Here is a 19,926-nt window from a genome sequence, read left to right as displayed (position 1 = left end):
GGCAACCCTTAATAGGCTACTGACTAAGGGGATTATCTGCTCAGCAGCATGCTGCCTGCATTGGGGTCTTGGACGCATGGAAAATCTAGATGAACTAGACCAAAAATTGCTTCATCTTCTTCAGGAAGATGCAAGAAAGCCATTTACTCAAATTGCAGAGGAAGTAGGCCGTCCTGATACAACGGTACATTTCAGAACAAAGAAGCTACAGGAAAAAGGTGTAGTTACGCGCTTCGCTGCTCTTGTTGAACCTGAAGCTTGTGGATATCATGATGCTTCTCTGCTGCGAATCGAAATTGGTGGGCATATAATACCAGATATCAGCCAAGATCGAACATTGACTTTTGCCGAGGAATTGGCTGAGGATGACGATTATCTACTGGTAGCTGTGGCGAAAGAACCAATGGTTATTCATGCAGTTTTGATGGGCTCCAGCGAGAATGCAATAGCTGACAAGGTTAACCAACTCAAAAAGGCTCCTGATGTAGTTTCGGTTGATTCAGTATCTTTGGCTGAAGTTGTTAAGGGTTGGGAACTAAGTCAAATTAGGGAGTTTGATTCGGAATGAAGCGGGTCAAGACTGGCATTCCAGGCCTCGATGAGCTAGTAGAAGGAGGTCTCGTAGAAGGCAGCTCCATATTACTCTCTGGACCGGCGGGATCTGGGAAAACAGTTTTTGGGCTTCAGTTTCTTTGTATGGGAGCTCGAAACTATGATGAATCAGGTGTTTTCGTTACGCTTGAATCTAGACCTGACGAACTAAGAGCAGAAGCACTCCAATTCAATTGGGATATCGGAACACTAGAACAAGAAGAAACACTCGTAATGATTGATGCCGCTTCCAGCAAGGCAGGATTGCCAACTTCAGAGACTCATGCCTTAAGGCGCGGCTTTGATTTGAGCACACTCGCACAAGAAATCTACGATGCTGTTGAAGAAGTACGAGCAAATCGGGTTGTTATAGATAGCTTATCCGCTCTGAATATGAACTTCGATGAGACTTCTAATGTTCGAAAAGAGATATACAAACTGAGTGCGCTTCTTCGACAGCTTGGTGTAACCTCAATTTTGGTTTGCGACACTACGACCCCAAATGCACTCAGCCGAACTGGAGTTGAGGAATTCGTTACCCAGGGTTTGATTCTCTTGGATCTTGACATAATCAATGACAAGCTCAATCGAAATCTATTGATCTGGAAGATGCGAAGAACTGCACATAGCATGAAGAAGCACAGATTCGTAATCTCTGAGAATGGCATCAGGGTTGAGGCGTAACCTCATAGTGCAATCATCACTAGAGGCGGAAGAGTCTGGAGCAGAAGATAACCTGCTAAGAGGAAAGGTAATAGGGGTGGTACTGCTTCATCATCTAGTTTCTTTCCCCATTTGAAAATGCACCAAATCTTCCCCATAATTAACATGAGAAGTACCTGTAGCATGGGCACTATCACACTCTCGAATAGTGGATTGCCAATACTATGGAATTCAGCTCCGGGACTCATGACCGCTATAATGAGAAGCGATTTGAAATCTGCTCCACCAATGGAACCAGCTCGGAAAAGGACCGTGGCGAGAAGAAACGTGACTGATATTGCAAGTATATGTTGCCACACGAACTGAAAAAAATGCCCTGATACTAACGTAAGCAAAGTGCCAATAATAGCACTTGCAATCATTATCTTGTTCTCGACATGACGATTCTTGAGATCTTGGTAACTTACGAGTGAAAGAAACACTACTGACGCGATAAATGCCAGCATTCCCGAAAGCGTATGTTCCAAACTCCTCACCAACTCGATTCATTCTGCACTGATACCATTTGACTGTAACACCTACTTGCCTATCTTGATTAAAGGTTCCGCGGAGTAGAATAAGAACTAATCTTGTCTTGGTACATTATGATTGTGGACTTGGAAAGAAAGACTATGGAATTATCCGTTTGTATTGCCATGTTCATTTACAAATCACAACAAAGATTAGCCCCTCCCGGCTTTCACTTAGATAGAGGGAAATTACCCTCTTTCAAACACAAAAAGAAGCTGATAGAATGAAGGACCCGCAGCAGGTAATCACAGACGCTACAGTTCGTTTGCTCACGAAAGCTGCAACGGAGTTGCCCGATGAAGTTGAAACGGCGCTTCGCGAAGCATATGAGCGTGAGACAAACGAAAACGCGAAGACGCAATTGTCTGCTATCCTCAAGAATCTGGAAATCGCATCAACTGGTGTACCCATGTGCCAAGATACTGGCATAATGATTTTTTATTTGAAGGCAGGATACGATTTCCCTTACTTGAGTGAAGTAGAGGATGCATTAGCGAAAGCGACGAGGAAGGCAACTGAGAACGTTCCACTCAGACCCAATGCCGTGAATCCTATCGTTGGAGGTAATTCGGGAGACAACACTGGTGAGAAAATCCCATGGCTCAACTGGGAATTAGTACCTGGTGATTCCCTGGAGATTACTGCATTTCCTAAAGGTGGAGGTAGTGAGAATGTAAGCATTGTTGGAATGCTGAAACCCGGTGTCGGTCTAGCAGGTGTAAAGAAGCTAGTTGTTGATAATGCCATGGATTACATGGGCAAGGCATGCTCCCCGAATATCATCGGTGTTGGAATTGGCGGTGGGGCCGATATTAGTTTGAAGATAGCAAAGAAGCAGTTGTTACGTCCACTTAATCAAAGGCACCCCGAACCTGAAGTAGCAGAAATCGAGGAGGAACTTATTGAGGCTTTGAACGCAACAGGCATCGGCCCAATGGGGCTTGGTGGTAAGACCACTGTTCTCGATGTAAAGGTGGACTATGCTATGCGCCATCCGGCTAGCCTTCCAGTTGGAGTTGCCGTACAATGCTGGGCTGCGAGACGGAGCACAGCTACTATTTCGAAGGATCTCAAAGTAGAATATATCACGCATCCATTGGAGGGTAAGTAAAATGGCAGAGTATCATCTAACTACACCGATTTCAGAAGAAGAAGCTCGCAAGCTAAAGGTTGGCGATGTCATCTATGTGAGCGGTGAACACGTCTATACTGCTAGAGATGAGGCCCACGAGCGCGCGCTTGAGATGTATGAAAAGGGAGAGAAACCCCCTGTCGAATTTGAAGGCAGTGTTGTCTATCACGTAGGTCCAGTTGCGCAGAAGAAGGACGGAGAATGGAATATTGTTTCCGCTGGCCCAACGACGAGTATTCGAATGGAAATCTTCGAGGATGAGTTCTTACGGAACTATAAAGCTCGTGTTATCATCGGGAAAGGTGGTATGGCTGATAGAACACTGGCGGCTCTAAAGGAGGTTGGAGCGGTTTACTGCAGTTTTACTGGAGGTTGTGGAGCTCTTGCTGCTCGAGGGCTAAAGGAGGTTCGAGCTTATGAATGGTCAGATCTTGGGATGCCTGAAGCTTTATGGGTAATCACAGCCGAGGAATTCGGACCACTCATGGTAACTATGGACTCCCATGGTAACAGCCTGCATGATGATGCAGATGACCAAGTCAGTACAAAAAAGGCAGAAGTGTACTCGATAATTGGTGTAGAAGAGTAGAATCCTTATTGAGAATGTAGAGTAGCCACGTAGCAGGGACATCGCTTCCCTGCTACTAATCTTGCTTTTTTTTGCTTTCTCAATCTGCAAGTGCTCGCAAAATCGGAACTGATACGCCATACAAGGCCACTAATGCAAGTACAAGCAATGCAAACAATAGAGCCAAGTCTTCCCTTTCGATGATATTGAACCCCCGATATCAAATCCTCTGCAATTTGACCTAATTTAACCTTCGCTGGACGTATGTGTTCGTCTCCTCGCCCAATGCGCAAAGCAGAACAAAACCAAAAAAGCAAAATTCTGCCCTTAGAATCGGTTTACTATCGTTTTTTTTCTGCCGATTCGGCAGAGTTATTTAGTGGGTGTGGGGCTCTCGTAAAATACGAAGGCATTTCCCGTTGTTGCTCAGTTCAAAAGAACCTTTCCGACTAAACGACCGTTTTCAAGAGTTTACCCTACTGATTCTAGGAGAGATAAGTGAGTTTGACAGATAACGAGAAAAAACCCGATGAGAGAATTGGCGTATTTGTGTGTCACTGCGGCAGAAACATTGCTGAGACGGTAGATGTTGAAGAGGTAGCTGCACGAATTGGTAAACACCCCTCTGTTGTGCATAGTGAAGACTATGACTATATGTGCAGCCAACCTGGCCAAGAACTTATTCAGAACGCCATAAATGAACACGATCTCACTTCTGTAGTGGTCGCAGCTTGTTCTCCATCCCTTCATGAGCGCACTTTTCGTGATGTGGTTGAACGAGCCGGTATGAACCGCTACAAATGTGAAATCGCAAACATACGCGAACAAGACTCATGGGTACACGAAGACCGAATGAAGGCGACAGATAAAGCGGTGCGAATTGCCAGAACTATGATTGAAAAAGTTGCCTCCAATGAGGAACTAGATTCTATTCAGGTTGACCTTCATCGAAGAGCCCTAGTTATCGGTGGGGGAATAGCCGGTATTCAGGCAGCGCTTGATATTGCTGATGCCGGTCACGAGGTACTTCTGGTTGAGAAAGAATCTACAATTGGGGGACATATGGCCAAACTAGCAGAAACATTTCCGACACTCGACTGTGCATCATGCATACTAACACCACGCATGTCGGAAGTTGCCAACCATCCGAATATCAAGTTGCTTACATCTTCAGAAGTAGTGGATGTTGAAGGCTATGTTGGCAATTTCCATGTAAAGATTCGAAAAAACCCCACCTATATCGACCCAGATGCGTGTAATCTCTGTGCTGAGTGCGAAGATGTATGTCCGGAGTTTACATTATCTGATTTTGACGAAGGCCTTACATTTCGAAGACCAATTTACATACCATTCCCCCAAGCAATTCCTTCTACTTACACAATCGATATTGACGCGTGTTTGAATCCTAAGGGAATGAAACACATAGTTTGCTCCAAGTGTCAAGAAGTCTGTGAAGCAGATGCAATTGATTATGATCAGAAGCCCGAGATTGTTGAAGAAGACGTAGGAGTAATGATTGTAGCAACGGGTTATGAGATGTATTCTCCCAAGAATATCGGAGAATACGGCGCAGGTACATATCCTGACGTCATTACATCATTGCAATTCGAGCGATTGCTGTCGCCAAACGGTCCGACAAGTGGTATTCCTCGACGTCCAAGTGATGGAAAAATACCCGAAAAAATAGCTTTCATTCATTGTGCTGGCTCACGGGATGAGAATCATAATGATTACTGCTCGGCAATCTGTTGTATGTATTCAAGTAAACATGCTCTGCTTTTCCATGAACATTATCCAAATGCTGAGGTATGCAATTTCTACATCGATTTGAGAGCTTCCGGAAAGAACTACGAGCAGTTCATCAATCGGGTTCGCGAGGATGCGGGAGTCAACTATATTCGCGGCAAGGTTTCCAAGATTTTTGAGCAGGATGGAAAGGTTACTGTATTTGGAGTTGACACACTGAAAGGGGAGCGGTTGGAAGAAGACTTCGATATGGTTGTACTAGCTTTGAGCATGGTTGCTCCAAAGGGTGTAAGAGACCTGGCAACCAAGTTGGGGGCTCAGTATGATGAATATGGCTGGATAAAAGAAGAACATCCGAAATTGAGGCCTGTCGAGTCTCCCACTTCTGGCATCTTTGTTGCTGGGTTGGCACATGGTCCCAAAGACATCCAGACCACAGTAGCTCAGGCTAGTGGAGCAGCTAGTAAAGCACTGGATCTTCTATCACACGATCAGATATCACATCCTCCGATGGTCTCACGTATCGAGCGGGACCTCTGTTCCGGCTGTCGATTATGTGTGAATGTATGTCCGTATGGCGCGATTTCAATGGATAATGGTAAAGCGAAAGTAGAAGATGTGCTATGTGAAGGCTGTGGCTCATGTGCATCAACATGCCCAGCTGGAGCTATCGAGCTAATCAACATGACCGATAGACAGGCTATGGACATGATTCATGCTATCACTGGAGGGTTATGATGATGACTTTCGAACCAAAGATAACTGCTTTCTTGTGCAAATGGTGCGGATATGCTGGTGCCGATATGGCGGGAACAAGTCGAATTAAGTATCCCCCAACCGTGACTCCAGTGCGCTTTCCGTGTACTGGAAGGATCGACTTGTCTCATATCCTTGAGGCACTACGAGAATCCGATGGTGTTCTCATCGCAGGATGTCACACTCCCAATGACTGTCACTATATTCGCGGAAATTATCAGGCCTTCAAACGGATTACTGTTCTCAAAACTTTCCTAAAGCAGATGGGAGTGAATCCGAAGCGTGTCCGTTTAGACTGGATTAGCGCTAGCGAGGGCCGAAAATTCGCTGAGACAATTAGTGCATTTACTGATGAATTGCGTGATCTTGGACCCTTTGTCATGGAACAGAGTGAGGTAGTGCAATGAAGAAAGCAAAACTGGCTGTAGGATATGGATCAATCTGTGGCGGCTGTGATGTTGCTTTCACAGATGTAGGTACGAAACTCGCGGATTTGGCTGAGATTGCAGAGATTGTGTACTGGCCAGCTGTTGTAGATGGCAAGATTGAACAATTAGAGGCTGTCAAAAACATTGACGTTGGTGTGTACTTCGGAGCAGTCAGAACGGATGAACATGAGACTGTTCTGCGTCTTCTGGAGGAAAAATCTGATGTCCTTGTTGCCTTCGGTACCTGTTCATGTTACGGAGGGATTCCTGGTTTAGGAAATGTAGAAACGAAGGAATCACTTCTTACAACTGCATATTCCAACGCTCCTAATACGAGAGCTGAAGGTGTTCCTAGCCTTGAAGAAATCACAATCGAAGAACTGAAAATGCCCGAGCTACGGGATTATACATCTTCTCCCGCAGATTTGGTAGAATTCGATGTATTTGTTCCTGGCTGTCCTCCCCCTGTACAATCTGTAATTGATTTGATTGATTTCGTAAGAGACTACCGTGAGAATGGCAACATTCCGGATGCTCTTTTCCTTGCGAAAGAAGGGACAGTATGTGAGTACTGCGAACGAGAAAAGCCTGACAAAATCTCGATTGACAAAGTAATGAGAGTTCATGAGAGCGACTTAAACGAAGAGGAGTGCTTTTTGAGTCAGGGTGTTCTCTGTCTTGGTCCAGTAACGCGGGCTGGATGTGGAGACGAACCCCGGTGCACGTATAGGAATATGCCCTGCCGTGGATGCTTTGGTCCAACGCCAAAGATACGCGACCAAGGAACAAAATTCCTTTCGAGTATAGCTTCATCGATTATGTTGGGCAAAGAGAAACAAATCAGTGAAGAGGAGCTCATGCGTCTTCTGTCGGAAGGGTTTATCGATCCGGTTGGACTCTTCTACAGGTTTGCACTTCCAGTGGCAATAATCAACAGAAAACATCAGGAGAAATGATATACGATGACCGAACTAGACATAGGATCTGACGATGAAATCATCAGGATTCAACCTTGTACCCGTCTTGAGGGTGAGGGGAAAATCAATATCATTCTTGATGATGAAGGCAATGTGAAGAATGCCTACTTCCAAGTGCTTGATTACCGTGGCTTTGAAGGCTTTCTAAAGGGACGGCAAGCAGAAGAAGTACCACGGATTGCATCACGGGTTTGTGGTGTTTGTTCTTGGGCTCATCATATGTCTGCTGCCAAAGCTATGGATCAGCTTTTCGGATTAGAGCCAACACCTGCTAGCAAGAAGCTACGGGAGTTATCCTATAATGCTCACAATTTGCATTCACATCTTCTACACTTCTTCGTTTTAGCTTCCCCTGACTTCTTTCTCTCCGAAAATAGTGAACCCTCAACTCGGAATATCATTGGATTGCTTCAGGAACACCCGGACATAGCAAAAGATGCTCTCAAGTACCATGCTGATGCAGAAAAAATCCAAGAAATCATAGCAGGGAAGGCTGTTCATCCGGTCATCGCCCTACCTGGAGGAGTATCTCGACTCATAACCGAGGAAGAGAGAAACACTATTGAAGAGATGTCAAAGGAAATCTTGGAATTTACGCTAGATTTCCACGATTTCTTCAAATCAAATATTATCGAGAACGAGAAGTATCATGATTTGTTCTTCGGTAACATGTATCGGCTTGAAACCTACTATATGGGGCTCGTTGATGAAAACGACCAGATGAATTTCTATGACGGAAATCTGAAAGTCATCAATCCTAGCGGAGATGATAGTTTCACATTCTCACCGAATGATTACCTTGACCACATAGAGGAAGTCAGCCAACCATGGAGCTATTCGAAATTCCCCTACCTGAAAAACATCGGTTGGAAGGGTTTTGCTGATGGAGAAGAGAGTGGCATCTACCGAGTGAATGCCTTACCTCGGTTAAACGTGACAGATGGAATGCCAACCCCTCTTGCTCAGGAGGCATACGAGGAATTCATTGATACGCTAGGCAAACCCGCTCATGCTACTCTAGGTTATAATTGGGCTCGATTAATTGAATCAGTATACAACATTGAGCGGATGCTTGAGATACTTGATGATCCCGACATCATTCATGGAACTCCCCGAAGTAAGGATGGTAGTTTCACAGGCGAGGGTGTTGGGTGTGTTGAAGCTCCACGGGGCACATTGATTCATCACTACAAGGCTGATAAAAAGGGACGAATCACTTCAGCCAACTTGATAGTACCTACTACCATGAATAATGCAGCAATATCCTTGGACGTGAGAAAAGCAGCTGAGGCTTTGGTGCACAATGGCGATGTTTCTGAAGGAATTCTGAACCGCGTTGAGATGGCATATCGGGCCTATGATCCCTGTCTTTCATGTTCAACTCACTCTTTGCCTGGTAGATGCCCATTGGAACTAGTATTCCGCGATTCCGATGGAAATGTGATACGGCGAATAAGGAGGGGAACGAATTAGCAGTTACCGTAACCAAACCTATTCAAGAGCAGAAGACCATAATCTATGGATGGGGTAACCCGATATTCGGAGATGACGCTGCAGGCATTCAAGCCGCCCGACAGCTTAATGAATGCAACCTGCCTAGCACCGTTGAGGTGGCATGGTCATCCTCTTCACCCTTCTCTGTTGCAGAGCGGTTCTTAGGCTATGACCGAGCTGTTTTGATAGACGCTTTTGTAGGTACAGATAGAGAATCTGGCGAGATTATCCGGTTTACCGGGCTCGCTGATCAGAAACCCCTAAGCATGCTTACTCCGCATACAGCTAGTATCCTTGATGTTTTGAAGATTTACAGAGAACTCTATCCTCTACGATTTCCTAGCCGTGTAATTGTATACGGTCTGTGTATCAATAACCCAGAGATGACCAACGAAATTACCTATGAACTTGAAACAGGAATTAACAACTTGCTCAATTTGATACAATGCGAATTAACAGGTGAATCAGCTTGAATGAATTGGAAGAACGGATAAGTGAGATATCTGGCGTGAATGTAGATGCTTGCTATCAGTGTGGCAAGTGTTCTGCAGGTTGCCTTTTTACTGCTCATATGGATCTATTGCCGCATCAAGTACTCATGTATATCCAACGGGGTGACGAAAGCGTGCTTGACAATGAGACCCCATGGATTTGTGCTAGTTGTTTTACTTGTTCGGTGCGATGTCCACGTGGTGTCGATGTTGCAGCCGTAATGGAGTCACTTAGAGAGCTTAGAATCCGAGAGCGGGGTTATGAAACAATAGATTTGAGAAAGATAGAGAATCTCAAGGATTTGCCGCAAATTGCTTTGACCGCAGCAGCACAGAAACTGACGTGGTAATCGTGATACGCGTAATCTACTATCCCGGTTGTAGTCTTAGAAATAGCTATCCTGAGTTCGAAAAGAGTGCTCTAGAGGTTTGTAAGAAGCTGGACATAGAACTGGAAGAGATACCTGAGTGGAACTGCTGTGGTGTTAACTTCAGTCTTTCTGATAACATTATGCGCCATCTTGGAGCAGTTCGTACCTTGATAGATGCACAAGAAGAGCTTAGTTCAACAGCAGGTAATGAGATTACTACTCTGTGCTCTATGTGTTACAATGTTCTGAAACGAACTAATATTGCATTGAAAACAGAACAAGATACCCGTGAGAACGTGAATGATTACATAGACGACGCACCAAATTACAAAGGAAATCTTGAGGTTTCTCATTTCCTCCAATTACTCCGAGATAAGATAGGCTTTGACACAATCTTCGACAAAATCACTAATCCGCTTTCAGATTTGAAGATTGCACCCTATTATGGTTGTGCTCTATTGAGGCCTGAGGATGTTGCTGTTGACAAACGTGAAAGCCCTACGATTATTGAAGAATTCATCCGTGCAATAGGGGCTACATCAGTTGACTACCCCTACAAGATGGAATGCTGCGGAAACTATCACGCTGCTTTCAGAAAAGAAATTGTAGAGATTCGAAGCAAAGCGATAGTTGAATCCGCTGTTTCAGCGGGGGCAGACCTGATTATTTCTCCATGCCCTCTGTGTACATACAATCTTGGACTTGGAGTGGAGAACTTGGGCAAGGATGTGCCCGTTCTATTCTTCACACAGGTTCTTGCAATGGCTTTGGAAGTTGATTCATACTTATCACCCGAAAGGGAAGAATTGGTTTTGAAGAATCTACAAGGGAGTTGATTACATGTCACAAAATCAAGAAGTTGAGAAGAAAGACCGACCCGAGAGTGAAATGGCAACAATCTACATAATGGGAAAACCATACGAAGTGCCAAGTGAGCTTACGATAATGCAGGCACAAGAATATGCAGGCTATCGGCTCATTAGAGGTGTGGGTTGTCGGGGTGGTTATTGTGGTGCTTGTACCACGATTTACAGAAAAAAGGATGATTACAAACTCTATATCGACCTAGCATGTCAAACAAAAGTGGAAGATGGTATGTATCTTGTTCAGTTACCTTTTGTTCCCGCTCGGAAACCCGAATGGGACTTAGATGAACTAGAGGCCACTTCTGAGGAAGTTATCCGCATATTTCCTGAGATAACCCGATGCGTTTCTTGTAATACCTGCACACAAGCTTGTCCACAGAATTTGGAGCCAATGAGGGCAATCCAAGCGATACGGCGGGGTGATCTTGAGAAGGCAGCCGACCTGAGTTTTGATTGTATATCCTGTGGTGCTTGCTCTGCAAGATGTCCTGCGGAAATCACCCACTACCATGTGTTTCAACTTGTTCGCCGGCTTTATGGAAAATATATCCAGCCAAAGGCGGAACATGTTACCCAACGTGTTAGTGAAATTGAGGAAGGCCAATATGATGATCAGATGGATGAACTAATTGAACTACCTGAAGATCGGATTCGGGAGCTCTTCCTCGATGTGCGCGCTGGCAATGAATTCAGTCTCGACCAGAATGGCGGTGAAGAATAATGACAGACCCATATCCGGAACATATGATGGAATCAGTAAGGCGAGTCAATGCTACCAGAGATGAACGCAAAGACATGGAGTTCGACAGGATTCCGGAGGAGGAATCCGACGAGCTTCTGAGACAATGGCATCCCGACTATAGGAAATCGGATCCTGCTTTCTTCCGGGAACTAGCTATCGGCCCGGCAAAAGGGAAAGTCGTGCCAACAGAGGTTGCAAATGTCTTGGAGGCCTATCCCCGTGTGGATCCTGCTGATGTAGATTTGTCCGAAGTAGAGTACAGCACGGAGCTTCTTGTGATTGGCACTGGTGGAGCCGGTCTTTCTGCTATCCTCTGGGCGAATAACGAAGGGATAGCAATGGAAGACATCCTTGTTTCGACTGCCCTTCGATTGGGTGACTCTAACAGCAAAATGAGCCAAGGCGGCATACAGGCGTGCGATGGAGAGGATGATTCTCCAATGATTCACTGGCTTGATGTCTTGTCTGGGGGCCACTGGACAAATGACCGGCCGCTGGCTCGAGACCTAGTTGAGAAGGGCCCACTCGCAATCAAATGGCTTGAATCACTGGGAGCTACATTCGATAAGGAACAGGATGGAGATATGCAGCTTCTCATGGCAGGAGGTGCTTCACGGAAGCGAATACACAGTTGCAAGGACTATACCGGCCTTGAACTGACCAGAGTCCTTATGGATGAAGCGCTTAGCCGCGATGTTAACACCCTTGAGTTTTGTCCCACCGTATCTCTTCTAACGGATGGGAGTGGTGCTGTCGCTGGTGGACTACTATGGAACATGGAAACCGAAGAATATCATGTAGTACGTTCAAAGGCTACCGTCATTGCAACAGGTGGCTTTGGTCGGCTACATGTTGCTGGCTTTCCTACCACTAACCACTATGCAGCGACCTGTGACGGATTGGTTTCAGCTTATAGAGTGGGCGCAGATATCATCCACATGCAATCAACCCAATATCATCCCACTGGTGCGGCGTACCCTGAGCAAATCGTTGGTTTGCTAGTCACAGAAAAGTGCAGAAGTATGGGAGCCCAGCTGGTTAATGATGATGGCGAGGCTTTCATCTATCCATTGGAGCCACGAGACGTCGAATCTGCGGCAGAATTGAAAGAAATCGGGGAAGGAAGAGGTATTACTACTCCCACGGGTCAAGATGGGATTTGGCTCGATACCCCGATGATTGATGAGAAGCGCGGTGAAGGAGCACTCGAAGACGGCCTTGCTGCTATCTACCGCCTTTTCACACGTTTTGGTATTGACCCGACAGAATACCCTGTTTTGGTGCATCCCACACTCCACTATCAGAATGGTGGAATCGCAATCAATCGCGAGACTCAGGTTGTGAAACCCGACGGCAGCCCGATTGAGAACCTCTTCGCCTCTGGTGAAACCACGGGTGGTGTTCATGGCGACAACCGTCTGATGGGCAACTCATGGCTGGAAATCGTTGTATTTGGTCGCAAGTCCGGCATAAGCGCGGCCAAGCATGCGAAGAAGGCAAAAATGCCAAAGAAATCTGATCTTTCTCTTGCCCATCTCGATAGGTATTCTAAGGAACTGGAGAAAGCTGGTATAGAGACTGAGCGTAGGACCCCCATCATCCTCCCCAACTATCTCGGACAGAATACCATGAAAGCCACTGGCTACGGCAAAGAGAAACCGTTCAAGCGGCGCCTCGACCTATTTGCCTGACACTCTACGTTCCTGCATAGACCTTTGCAAGAGGAACGTGCGGGACTGTCCCCATTGAATCTGTCTTCTGGGGATAGTCCTCCCATACCTTACAAGTTATATAGCGCCTCCATAGACCGATGTCAAAGTGAAAACGATTGGCCATCGGAGGCTTTTGTTTGGAAGATTCACCTAGTTATAAGACAATATTATGCGATGTTTTGGTTGTAGGTGCTGGTGGTGCTGGCTGTCGTGCCGCTATTGAAGCAGAACAGCACAATGCTGACGTGATTATGCTTAGCAAGGAGATGCTTGGCAAGGCCCACACATCCATGGCCGAAGGTGGTATGAATGTAGCCATCGGAAATGTAGATCCTGATGATGATCCTGAAGTTCATTTCAAAGACACAGTTGTGGGCGGAAATTACATCAACAACCAAGAATTAGTCGAGATACTTGTTGATGAAGCGCCAGACCGAATATACGATCTCGAAGAAATGGGTGCAGTATTCGATAGAACTCCACAGGGCAAAATCGCACAGCGCCCATTCGGAAAACAGACCTATCGGAGAACTGCCTATGCTTCAGACCGCACAGGCTCAGAAATCATGGTCACACTTACCGAAGCGATTCGAAAGAGCTCTGTTCGCGTTTTCGACGAAATGTTTGCTACTAAAATCCTGGTGAAGGACGGCAGAGCTGCAGGAGTTACTGCTATTGATCTCAAGTACGGGGACTATGTTGTCTTCCGAGCAAAATCAATTGTTATGGCCACAGGTGGTGCAGGTCGTATTTTCAAGGTCACAAGCAATGCAGCCCTCGATGTCGGTGATGGTTATGCTATGGCCTATGAAGCAGGCTGCGAAATGATTGATATGGAAATGTGCCAATTTCACCCGACTGGCATGATTAAGCCTGAATCTGCAAAGGGGAGACTCGTTACCGAGGCCGTTCGGGGCGAAGGTGGTATACTCCTGAATAGTGAAGGGGAACGCTTCATGGACAAGTACTATCCGAAGGTTATGGAGCTGGCTGGTCGAGACCAAGTGGCGAGGTCTATCATGACTGAAGTCAGAGAAGGACGTGGATCTCCTGATGGAGGGGTTTACCTCAGTATCGCTCATCTACCAAAGCGAATCATCGAATACCGGCTTGAGAGTATGATTGAGCAGTTTGGTGACGCTGGAGTAGATATCCGCGAAGAGCCTATGCAAGTATCACCCACGGCTCATCACTTGATGGGCGGCATCAAGGTAGATGCGAACGCTTCATCGACATTACCTGGCCTGTATGCTGCAGGTGAATGTATGGGCGGACTTCACGGTGGAAACCGTTTGGGTGGTAATGCTTTAGCTGACACTCAAGTTTTCGGTGCCCTGGCAGGTGAGAATGCAGCCAAATTCGCGAACGAACATGGTCTCCCCGGAATGGATATTGACGATGTCAAAGGGGAATTCAGCCGGGTTGAGACGATGTTGCGGCGGAAGGAAGGAATTTCGCCAGCTGATGCCCGAGACGAATTGACCAGTCTGATGTGGGATAAGGTGCAGATTTTCAGAGATGATGAAGGTCTCGCAGAAGCTGTTGAGGATCTGAAGCGCATTGAAGAAGAGGTTGTTCCCAACATCAAAGTAGATGTACCAATCAAGCGATTCAATCCGGGATGGCATCAGGCTATTGAATTTGGCCACATGGTGATTACTTCTCGCTTAGTCGCTGAAGCTGCTTTCATGCGAAAGGGCAGCAGAGGTGCTCACTACCGCAGTGACGCAGACCGCAATGATAAGGGCTATTACAATATTGTCATTCGAAAAGGCGAAGACGGGGAACCCGAGCTCCGGAAGGAAGATCTCGTGATAACTCGCATCACGCCACCATGAAGGAGGACCAATAACGATGTCCAAGGAAACTGTCAAGACGAAAGTTCAGCGATATAACCCTGATGTCGATGATGCCCCATACTTTGAAGAGTATGATGTAGAATTCGAACCGGGTATGACCGTGCTGGATGTACTTCTTTACATCCAAGACAAATACGACTCGAGTCTGGCATTCCGCTGGGAATGCAGAGGCGGACAATGCGGTTCCTGTGCAGTTACAGTAAACACAATTGCCCGTATTGCCTGCAGGACAAAGGTCGATCCTGATGAGGAACTGGTTATCGAGCCGATGGATAAGATGCCTGTCATAAAGGACCTGGTAGTTGATTTAGAACAAACTATTGGGAGGCTGCGACGGACTCGTCCATATGTATCACGAGATAAAAGACCAGAACGCCCTGAGATAATTCACTCCAGTGAGATTGAAAAGCTGCGTGAGATTCGGAAATGTATCGAATGTAGCGCTTGTATTGCAAACTGTCCGGTCATCAAGGAAACTTGGGATTATGCAGGACCAATGATTATCCGGCAGCTTGCACGACTTGAGCTCGATCCACGAGATGTTGAAGACAGAGTATCGATGGCTCTTGACGAATCCGTGTATTACTGTACAACCTGCAAGCTTTGTGAGGACATTTGTCCGAAGGACATTAAGATACCAAGTCTAGCGGTAGAACTTCTACGAGCGAAAGCAGTAGATGCTGGTTATCCACTCCCAGAGGGGGCACAGACTTTCGTGGAACGTATGCAGGAAACCGGCCGCTCAGTATCTCGGAAGGAAACTCCCCTTCTTGAAGAAATAGAGACAGAGGAATTCTTCGTAGAGAACCCTCAGGGGCGTGTAGCGTTCTTCACAGGATGTCTTATTGATTATAGAATGCAGAATACGGGTGAGGCACTAATCGAGGTTCTTAATCAGAACAATGTCGATGTCGTGGTTCCCAAAGAACAATGGTGCTGCGCAAGTCCTGCCTTCAGAACGGGTGCCATGGAGACTGCTAAAGAAGCAGCGAGAAAAACCACACAGATTTTTGAAGATGCTATGGAAAAATGGGATTTCGACACAGTCATTGTTGCATGTGCTGGCTGCGGAAAGACGATGAGGGAAGACCACTATCCACTCATTGAGGAAGAACGCGGAGAGCCTCCAAAGTTCAAGGTTATGGACCTTACCGAATATCTGATTGAGGTGCTGGGTAAAGAAAACATGGTCCCACCAAAAGGTGAACTCGATTTGAAAGTCACATATCATGAGCCCTGCCACTTGGGCAGAGGTCAAGGAGTTGTCAATGAGCCGCTAGAAATTCTCAAGATGGTCCCAGGAATTGAGTATATTGACGACCCATACAAGAATCGGTGTTGTGGGGCTGGTGGTGGTGTACGAGCTGGACAACGGGATCTCTCTATGAAAATCGCTGATACAAAACGGGAGTATATATTGGACACGGGGGCAGAGCTTGTAACTACTGAATGCCCCTTCTGTACAATTCAACTGAAAGACCTTCTGCAAGGCACAGGAATCGAGGCCTTATATCTACCAGATTTGCTGCTCGAATCCTATAGAAAAGGAAGCCAGGGAGAATAAGGCCAATCTATCTTCCGGGAGTAGGACCAGCTGCTCCCGTCTCCCTTTTGGAGACTGAATCGCCCATTCAACATCACTATGAAATGACAAAAGATTCTTGACACATATTACAGGTGACGGTTTCTCCCCGTACTGCTATCTTGTCCATCTTTCGACCACAGAATGGGCAAACTACGATGTTTTTCGGTGCAGGGCCACTACCGGTTCCCAATAGCAGATCTCCCCTTTCACGATCTATCCGCCCAGATAACTCTCGTCCATCCAGTAGATCGGTTAATATCTTAGCTGTGTTGATTGCGCTCACACCAGCTTCTTGGGCAATCCGTTCTATTGGAATCCTTCTGAACTTCTGTACAGCTCTTTTGACGGCTGTAACCGGGTCTGTTGTTGCCACTCCTCGTTGCTGAGTGAATTCCTCTTCTGGTGGCGATTTGAGAGACTCTTTGGCTTTTTGTGCTGCAGAGAGACCAGAAGGTTTCCCTCCTGCTGCCTCCAACTTCTCCTGCAATTCTTCCATCTTAGCTTTGTATTCTTCTTCAGAAACCAATCCACGCATATAGTCTAAATCCAAATCGCTGATTTTGGTTTGAATTTCATCCACTGACCGGTCTTCCACTGAACAGTTCTCCTGTAGTTTCATTTTGAAGGGGGTTTATACCCTCAGATTCATCTCTAATCAGTTTAGTCTTTTGCCTTCGGGAAGCTCGTTAAGCAGAATTCCCTCATTTTCTGCATCTGCTATTGCATCTAGACCCTTCTTAGAGCCAATATTCTCTAGAGCCCCGGCGACAGTCTGACGCACAAAAAGTGAATCGTCATGTAGTGCCTGAATTAGAGCATCAACTGCTTTCTCATCTTCCCGTTCTCCAAGCTGCACCGCAGCGAACATTCTTACCATGTATCTTGGATCTTCTAGGCAACTCATCAGCTGCTCTGTGGCTCTCTTATCTTCGATTTTGCCTAACCTGTCAATGGCTCCTAAAGCGACTTGCTGATCCTTACTTCGTAACTCTTTTGCAAGATCATCAATCTCTGAATCGGCTTCCCCCTCGGCTATTTTTGCCTTTTCCCCCTCACTAGTCTTCTCGAGCAGTCTGCTTGCACTAATCGCTATCTCTCGGGCTTTGTCCCTACTGATTCCTTTCACACCTTCTGCTACTTCAGCAGGGATACTTTCACTAATTTGCTGCAATGAATCATATCCTGCCTTCTTTAGCCGTTTACTGAGTGTTGGACCGATGCCTGGTATGTCGGAAAAATCTGGAGGATTGTCTTTTGTGTCTGCCTTTTTGTTGGGTGGTTTGTTCAATCCACATCCTCCATCCGTTTTCGAATCTATATTTCGTGGTTGTATATAAAGAGTGTCTAGCAGATGTTCACAACAAAAACGCCTTAACAAACAACCAAGGACCATCTCCAGGGAAAAAGGGATAATGCACGAATTTTCAGCCGCGTGTTCCATTCGTGATACTGCATTGGAAGCAGCAAAAGGCCATGATGTGAAGCAGATTCTGGGCGTTAACGTGGAGGTCGGTGAATTCACCTTTCTGATGCCTCAACAACTGAAATTCAATTTTGAAATAGCCACTGAAGGTACCATTCTTGAAGGTGCTGAGCTTAATATCGAGAAAGTTAAGGGGAGCATTCGGTGTGCAGAATGTGGCTTCGAAGGGGAAGCACAGAGCCCAGATGATGTTCCCCCTGAAATTGCAGCCTTCGCTCCTATGAAGTGTCCAAAATGCAAAAGCAGCAATACCACCATTACTGGCGGTCGCGGATTCGTAATCACCAATATAGAAGCAGAGCTCGATTCGGATGAATCCTAACCTATCCGAGTATAGTAGTATGGATCAGATAAGAACTGCGTTCAATACTCCATCTTGACCCGGTCGGCTTGTTACTCTCGCCTTGCCCTTTGAAGTCTTGATGATGGTACCCTTTGTAATGACTTTCCTACGCTGGTAATCCATATTTGCAGGGTTTTTGATGACATCCTCCAATTCTGCACGCGATGTCTCACCCTTCTCTGGATCTGTTACGTTGACCATGTTAAGGCGGAGTGCTGGTGTCTTCTTGTGACTGCCTCTACTATCAATCCGTCGGCGTTTAGGTTCGCCCATTACAGTCTCAGTCGGTGTCCGTCCAAGTTCGTACTTCCTTTTGCTCTTGAATCGGCTTTTCCTTGCGCCGGTCTTAGTTCTCCGAGATCTGCGATGCCAGACACCCATTTATGCCACCTTTCAATAATCAAATCACGCAAACTTCAAAGCTGTTTTAAATTTTCCTCAGTGACAAAAGCAAGCGTTGTGATTGTCATAACGCTTCTTTGAAATATTACCAATTCCATTCACCAAGTGGCTCAGAGGAATCCCTATGGACATGGAGAAAATAGAAAATTCACACGGGGCTGGTGGAAAGATTATGCAACAGCTCCTGGAAGAGGTAATAATCCCATCATTTGGTAATCGGAGATTAGGTCCGATTGGCTTAGATGAAATGGATGATGGTGCAACACTCCTGTCTGATCATGGAAACCTGATTGTGTGTAGCGATGCCCATACAGTACAGCCTCTGAGTTTCCCCGGTGGAAGCATAGGCACGTTGACCGCCTGCGGTACTGTTAATGACTTGGCTGTAATGGGCGCAAAACCCCTTGCTATGACCAATACCATAATTGTAGAAGAGGGGTTCGAAATACAACGATTGGCTCAGATTCTCAAGGATTTGAACAGCATCATTGAGCCACTTGGTATTGCCATGATTGCAGGTGATACCAAGGTCATGCCTCGAGGCACCATCGATCAACTGGTCTTCTCCACAACGGGTATAGGTGTGAGTTACCTTGAAGAACCGATTACTGATAGAGGTGCCCTTCCTGGAGATGATGTTATTGTTACGGGTCCTATTGGTGATCATGGCACCACCCTCTTAGCTCATCGTGAAGGCCTTGACTTCGATACCGACTTGATAAGTGATGTCGCCCCACTGTGGGAACCTTTGCGCGACTGTCTGGATATTGGTGGCGTACATTCAATGAAAGACCCTACTAGAGGTGGCAGCTCTGTTGCTCTCAACGAAATTGCTTCAAAATCCAATGCCCAGATTGTTATTGAGGACGGAGAAGTACCTGTTCGCCCCGCCGTTAGATCACTCTGTGAGATATTAGGCCTAGATTTCTTCAATATGAGCTGTGAAGGTACCGCAGTTATGGTCGTTGATTCTGAGAAAACAGACGATTTACTTGATGTCCTACACCGTCACGCTGCAACCAAAGAAGCCAAAGCTATCGGTAAAGTAGAAGCTGGCCCTGCGAGAGTCATTCTTGAAACAGGAATCGGTGGGCGAAAAGTGATTCAGGTCCCGTATGGTGAACCAGTTCCAAGGGTCTGTTAGAGT

The 19,926-nt window shown here is 46.2% G+C and carries 21 protein-coding genes; 17 read left to right on the top strand and 4 right to left on the bottom strand.

Annotation, left to right across the window (positions count from 1 at the left end; translation table 11 throughout):
• Positions 1-76: 76 nt before the first annotated feature.
• Both GF309_07780 and GF309_07775 read left to right on the top strand, forming a co-directional pair.
• Positions 77-568, top strand: a complete 492-nt coding sequence (locus tag GF309_07780; protein MBD3158673.1) for an AsnC family transcriptional regulator — start codon at positions 77-79, stop codon at positions 566-568.
• Entirely contained in the window at positions 565-1,275 is a 711-nt protein-coding gene (locus tag GF309_07775) for an AAA family ATPase (GenBank protein ID MBD3158672.1), read from the top strand. The genes GF309_07780 and GF309_07775 overlap by 4 nt, the downstream gene beginning before the upstream one ends.
• 2 nt (positions 1,276-1,277) lie before the next feature.
• On the opposite strand, the gene GF309_07770 is transcribed toward GF309_07775, so the two are convergent.
• Positions 1,278-1,781: a hypothetical protein gene (locus GF309_07770; protein MBD3158671.1), complete on the bottom strand. Its 504-nt coding sequence runs from the start codon at positions 1,779-1,781 to the stop codon at positions 1,278-1,280.
• A 266-nt stretch (positions 1,782-2,047) separates the two neighbouring features.
• Between GF309_07770 and GF309_07765 the strand changes: the two genes are divergently transcribed.
• The 13 genes from GF309_07765 (at position 2,048) to GF309_07705 (ending at position 16,530) form a co-directional block, all read left to right on the top strand.
• A complete protein-coding gene (locus tag GF309_07765) occupies positions 2,048-2,935 on the top strand; it encodes a fumarate hydratase (protein MBD3158670.1) in 888 nt (295 codons plus the stop codon).
• 1 nt (position 2,936) lies between these two features.
• Positions 2,937-3,545 (top strand): fumarate hydratase, encoded by a 609-nt coding sequence (locus GF309_07760; GenBank protein MBD3158669.1) that lies wholly within the window; start codon positions 2,937-2,939, stop codon positions 3,543-3,545.
• A 483-nt stretch (positions 3,546-4,028) separates the two neighbouring features.
• Complete coding sequence (locus GF309_07755; GenBank protein ID MBD3158668.1) at positions 4,029-6,008, top strand: 4Fe-4S dicluster domain-containing protein; 1,980 nt, start codon at positions 4,029-4,031, stop codon at positions 6,006-6,008.
• The gene (locus GF309_07750; GenBank protein ID MBD3158667.1) at positions 6,008-6,433 is read left to right on the top strand and encodes a hydrogenase iron-sulfur subunit; all 426 of its coding nucleotides are present in this window, start codon (positions 6,008-6,010) and stop codon (positions 6,431-6,433) included. Before GF309_07755 ends, GF309_07750 begins: the two co-directional genes overlap by 1 nt.
• Positions 6,430-7,410, top strand: coding sequence for an oxidoreductase (locus GF309_07745; GenBank protein ID MBD3158666.1), 981 nt, complete (start codon positions 6,430-6,432; stop codon positions 7,408-7,410). The genes GF309_07750 and GF309_07745 overlap by 4 nt, the downstream gene beginning before the upstream one ends.
• Positions 7,411-7,416: 6 nt before the next feature.
• Positions 7,417-8,904, top strand: a complete 1,488-nt coding sequence (locus tag GF309_07740) for a Ni/Fe hydrogenase subunit alpha (GenBank protein MBD3158665.1) — start codon at positions 7,417-7,419, stop codon at positions 8,902-8,904.
• On the top strand, positions 8,832-9,398 hold the full coding sequence (locus GF309_07735) for a hydrogenase maturation protease (GenBank protein MBD3158664.1): 567 nt from the start codon (positions 8,832-8,834) through the stop codon (positions 9,396-9,398). Before GF309_07740 ends, GF309_07735 begins: the two co-directional genes overlap by 73 nt.
• Positions 9,389-9,766, top strand: a complete 378-nt coding sequence (locus tag GF309_07730; GenBank protein MBD3158663.1) for a heterodisulfide reductase — start codon at positions 9,389-9,391, stop codon at positions 9,764-9,766. The genes GF309_07735 and GF309_07730 overlap by 10 nt, the downstream gene beginning before the upstream one ends.
• Positions 9,760-10,623 (top strand): heterodisulfide reductase, subunit B, encoded by an 864-nt coding sequence (locus GF309_07725; GenBank protein ID MBD3158662.1) that lies wholly within the window; start codon positions 9,760-9,762, stop codon positions 10,621-10,623. Before GF309_07730 ends, GF309_07725 begins: the two co-directional genes overlap by 7 nt.
• A 4-nt stretch (positions 10,624-10,627) precedes the next feature.
• Positions 10,628-11,374, top strand: a complete 747-nt coding sequence (locus GF309_07720; protein MBD3158661.1) for a 4Fe-4S dicluster domain-containing protein — start codon at positions 10,628-10,630, stop codon at positions 11,372-11,374.
• Entirely contained in the window at positions 11,374-13,086 is a 1,713-nt protein-coding gene (locus tag GF309_07715) for an FAD-binding protein (GenBank protein MBD3158660.1), read from the top strand. Before GF309_07720 ends, GF309_07715 begins: the two co-directional genes overlap by 1 nt.
• A 158-nt stretch (positions 13,087-13,244) precedes the next feature.
• On the top strand, positions 13,245-14,945 hold the full coding sequence (locus GF309_07710) for an FAD-binding protein (protein ID MBD3158659.1): 1,701 nt from the start codon (positions 13,245-13,247) through the stop codon (positions 14,943-14,945).
• A 16-nt stretch (positions 14,946-14,961) separates the two neighbouring features.
• A complete protein-coding gene (locus GF309_07705) occupies positions 14,962-16,530 on the top strand; it encodes a succinate dehydrogenase/fumarate reductase iron-sulfur subunit (protein ID MBD3158658.1) in 1,569 nt (522 codons plus the stop codon).
• Positions 16,531-16,606: 76 nt separating this feature from the next.
• Here the strand turns inward: GF309_07705 and GF309_07700 are convergent, their stop codons facing one another.
• Both GF309_07700 and GF309_07695 read right to left on the bottom strand, forming a co-directional pair.
• Positions 16,607-17,146, bottom strand: a complete 540-nt coding sequence (locus GF309_07700) for a hypothetical protein (protein ID MBD3158657.1) — start codon at positions 17,144-17,146, stop codon at positions 16,607-16,609.
• A 60-nt stretch (positions 17,147-17,206) separates the two neighbouring features.
• Positions 17,207-17,992 (bottom strand): hypothetical protein, encoded by a 786-nt coding sequence (locus tag GF309_07695; GenBank protein MBD3158656.1) that lies wholly within the window; start codon positions 17,990-17,992, stop codon positions 17,207-17,209.
• Between GF309_07695 and hypA the strand changes: the two genes are divergently transcribed.
• Positions 17,964-18,356 (top strand): hydrogenase maturation nickel metallochaperone HypA, encoded by a 393-nt coding sequence (gene hypA / locus GF309_07690; protein ID MBD3158655.1) that lies wholly within the window; start codon positions 17,964-17,966, stop codon positions 18,354-18,356. The genes GF309_07695 and hypA overlap by 29 nt on opposite strands.
• A 24-nt stretch (positions 18,357-18,380) precedes the next feature.
• Here the strand turns inward: hypA and GF309_07685 are convergent, their stop codons facing one another.
• Positions 18,381-18,758 carry a 30S ribosomal protein S8e gene (locus GF309_07685; protein MBD3158654.1) on the bottom strand — a complete coding sequence of 126 codons (378 nt, stop codon included), beginning with the start codon at positions 18,756-18,758 and terminating at the stop codon, positions 18,381-18,383.
• Positions 18,759-18,903: 145 nt separating this feature from the next.
• On the opposite strand from GF309_07685, the gene hypE reads away from it, so the two are divergent.
• A complete protein-coding gene (hypE, locus tag GF309_07680; GenBank protein ID MBD3158653.1) occupies positions 18,904-19,923 on the top strand; it encodes a hydrogenase expression/formation protein HypE in 1,020 nt (339 codons plus the stop codon).
• Positions 19,924-19,926 lie beyond the last annotated feature (3 nt).

It is taken from the genome of Candidatus Lokiarchaeota archaeon (assembly GCA_014730275.1).
Lineage (GTDB): Archaea > Asgardarchaeota > Thorarchaeia > Thorarchaeales > Thorarchaeaceae > WJIL01.
This window is presented reverse-complemented; position numbering and strand designations above follow the sequence as displayed.

Excerpts from the sequence above, each read along its gene's own strand:
- GF309_07780 (MBD3158673.1), top strand. The coding sequence starts at position 77 with ATGGAAAATCTAGATGAACTAGACCAAAAATTGCTTCATCTTCTTCAG.
- GF309_07775 (MBD3158672.1), top strand. The coding sequence starts at position 565 with ATGAAGCGGGTCAAGACTGGCATTCCAGGCCTCGATGAGCTAGTAGAA.
- GF309_07765 (MBD3158670.1), top strand. The coding sequence starts at position 2,048 with ATGAAGGACCCGCAGCAGGTAATCACAGACGCTACAGTTCGTTTGCTC.
- GF309_07760 (MBD3158669.1), top strand. The coding sequence starts at position 2,937 with ATGGCAGAGTATCATCTAACTACACCGATTTCAGAAGAAGAAGCTCGC.
- GF309_07750 (MBD3158667.1), top strand. The coding sequence starts at position 6,008 with ATGATGACTTTCGAACCAAAGATAACTGCTTTCTTGTGCAAATGGTGC.
- GF309_07745 (MBD3158666.1), top strand. The coding sequence starts at position 6,430 with ATGAAGAAAGCAAAACTGGCTGTAGGATATGGATCAATCTGTGGCGGC.
- GF309_07740 (MBD3158665.1), top strand. The coding sequence starts at position 7,417 with ATGACCGAACTAGACATAGGATCTGACGATGAAATCATCAGGATTCAA.
- GF309_07735 (MBD3158664.1), top strand. The coding sequence starts at position 8,832 with ATGCCCATTGGAACTAGTATTCCGCGATTCCGATGGAAATGTGATACG.
- GF309_07720 (MBD3158661.1), top strand. The coding sequence starts at position 10,628 with ATGTCACAAAATCAAGAAGTTGAGAAGAAAGACCGACCCGAGAGTGAA.
- GF309_07715 (MBD3158660.1), top strand. The coding sequence starts at position 11,374 with ATGACAGACCCATATCCGGAACATATGATGGAATCAGTAAGGCGAGTC.
- GF309_07705 (MBD3158658.1), top strand. The coding sequence starts at position 14,962 with ATGTCCAAGGAAACTGTCAAGACGAAAGTTCAGCGATATAACCCTGAT.
- hypA (MBD3158655.1), top strand. The coding sequence starts at position 17,964 with ATGCACGAATTTTCAGCCGCGTGTTCCATTCGTGATACTGCATTGGAA.
- GF309_07695 (MBD3158656.1), bottom strand. The coding sequence starts at position 17,992 with ATGGAACACGCGGCTGAAAATTCGTGCATTATCCCTTTTTCCCTGGAG.
- GF309_07685 (MBD3158654.1), bottom strand. The coding sequence starts at position 18,758 with ATGGGTGTCTGGCATCGCAGATCTCGGAGAACTAAGACCGGCGCAAGG.
- hypE (MBD3158653.1), top strand. The coding sequence starts at position 18,904 with ATGGACATGGAGAAAATAGAAAATTCACACGGGGCTGGTGGAAAGATT.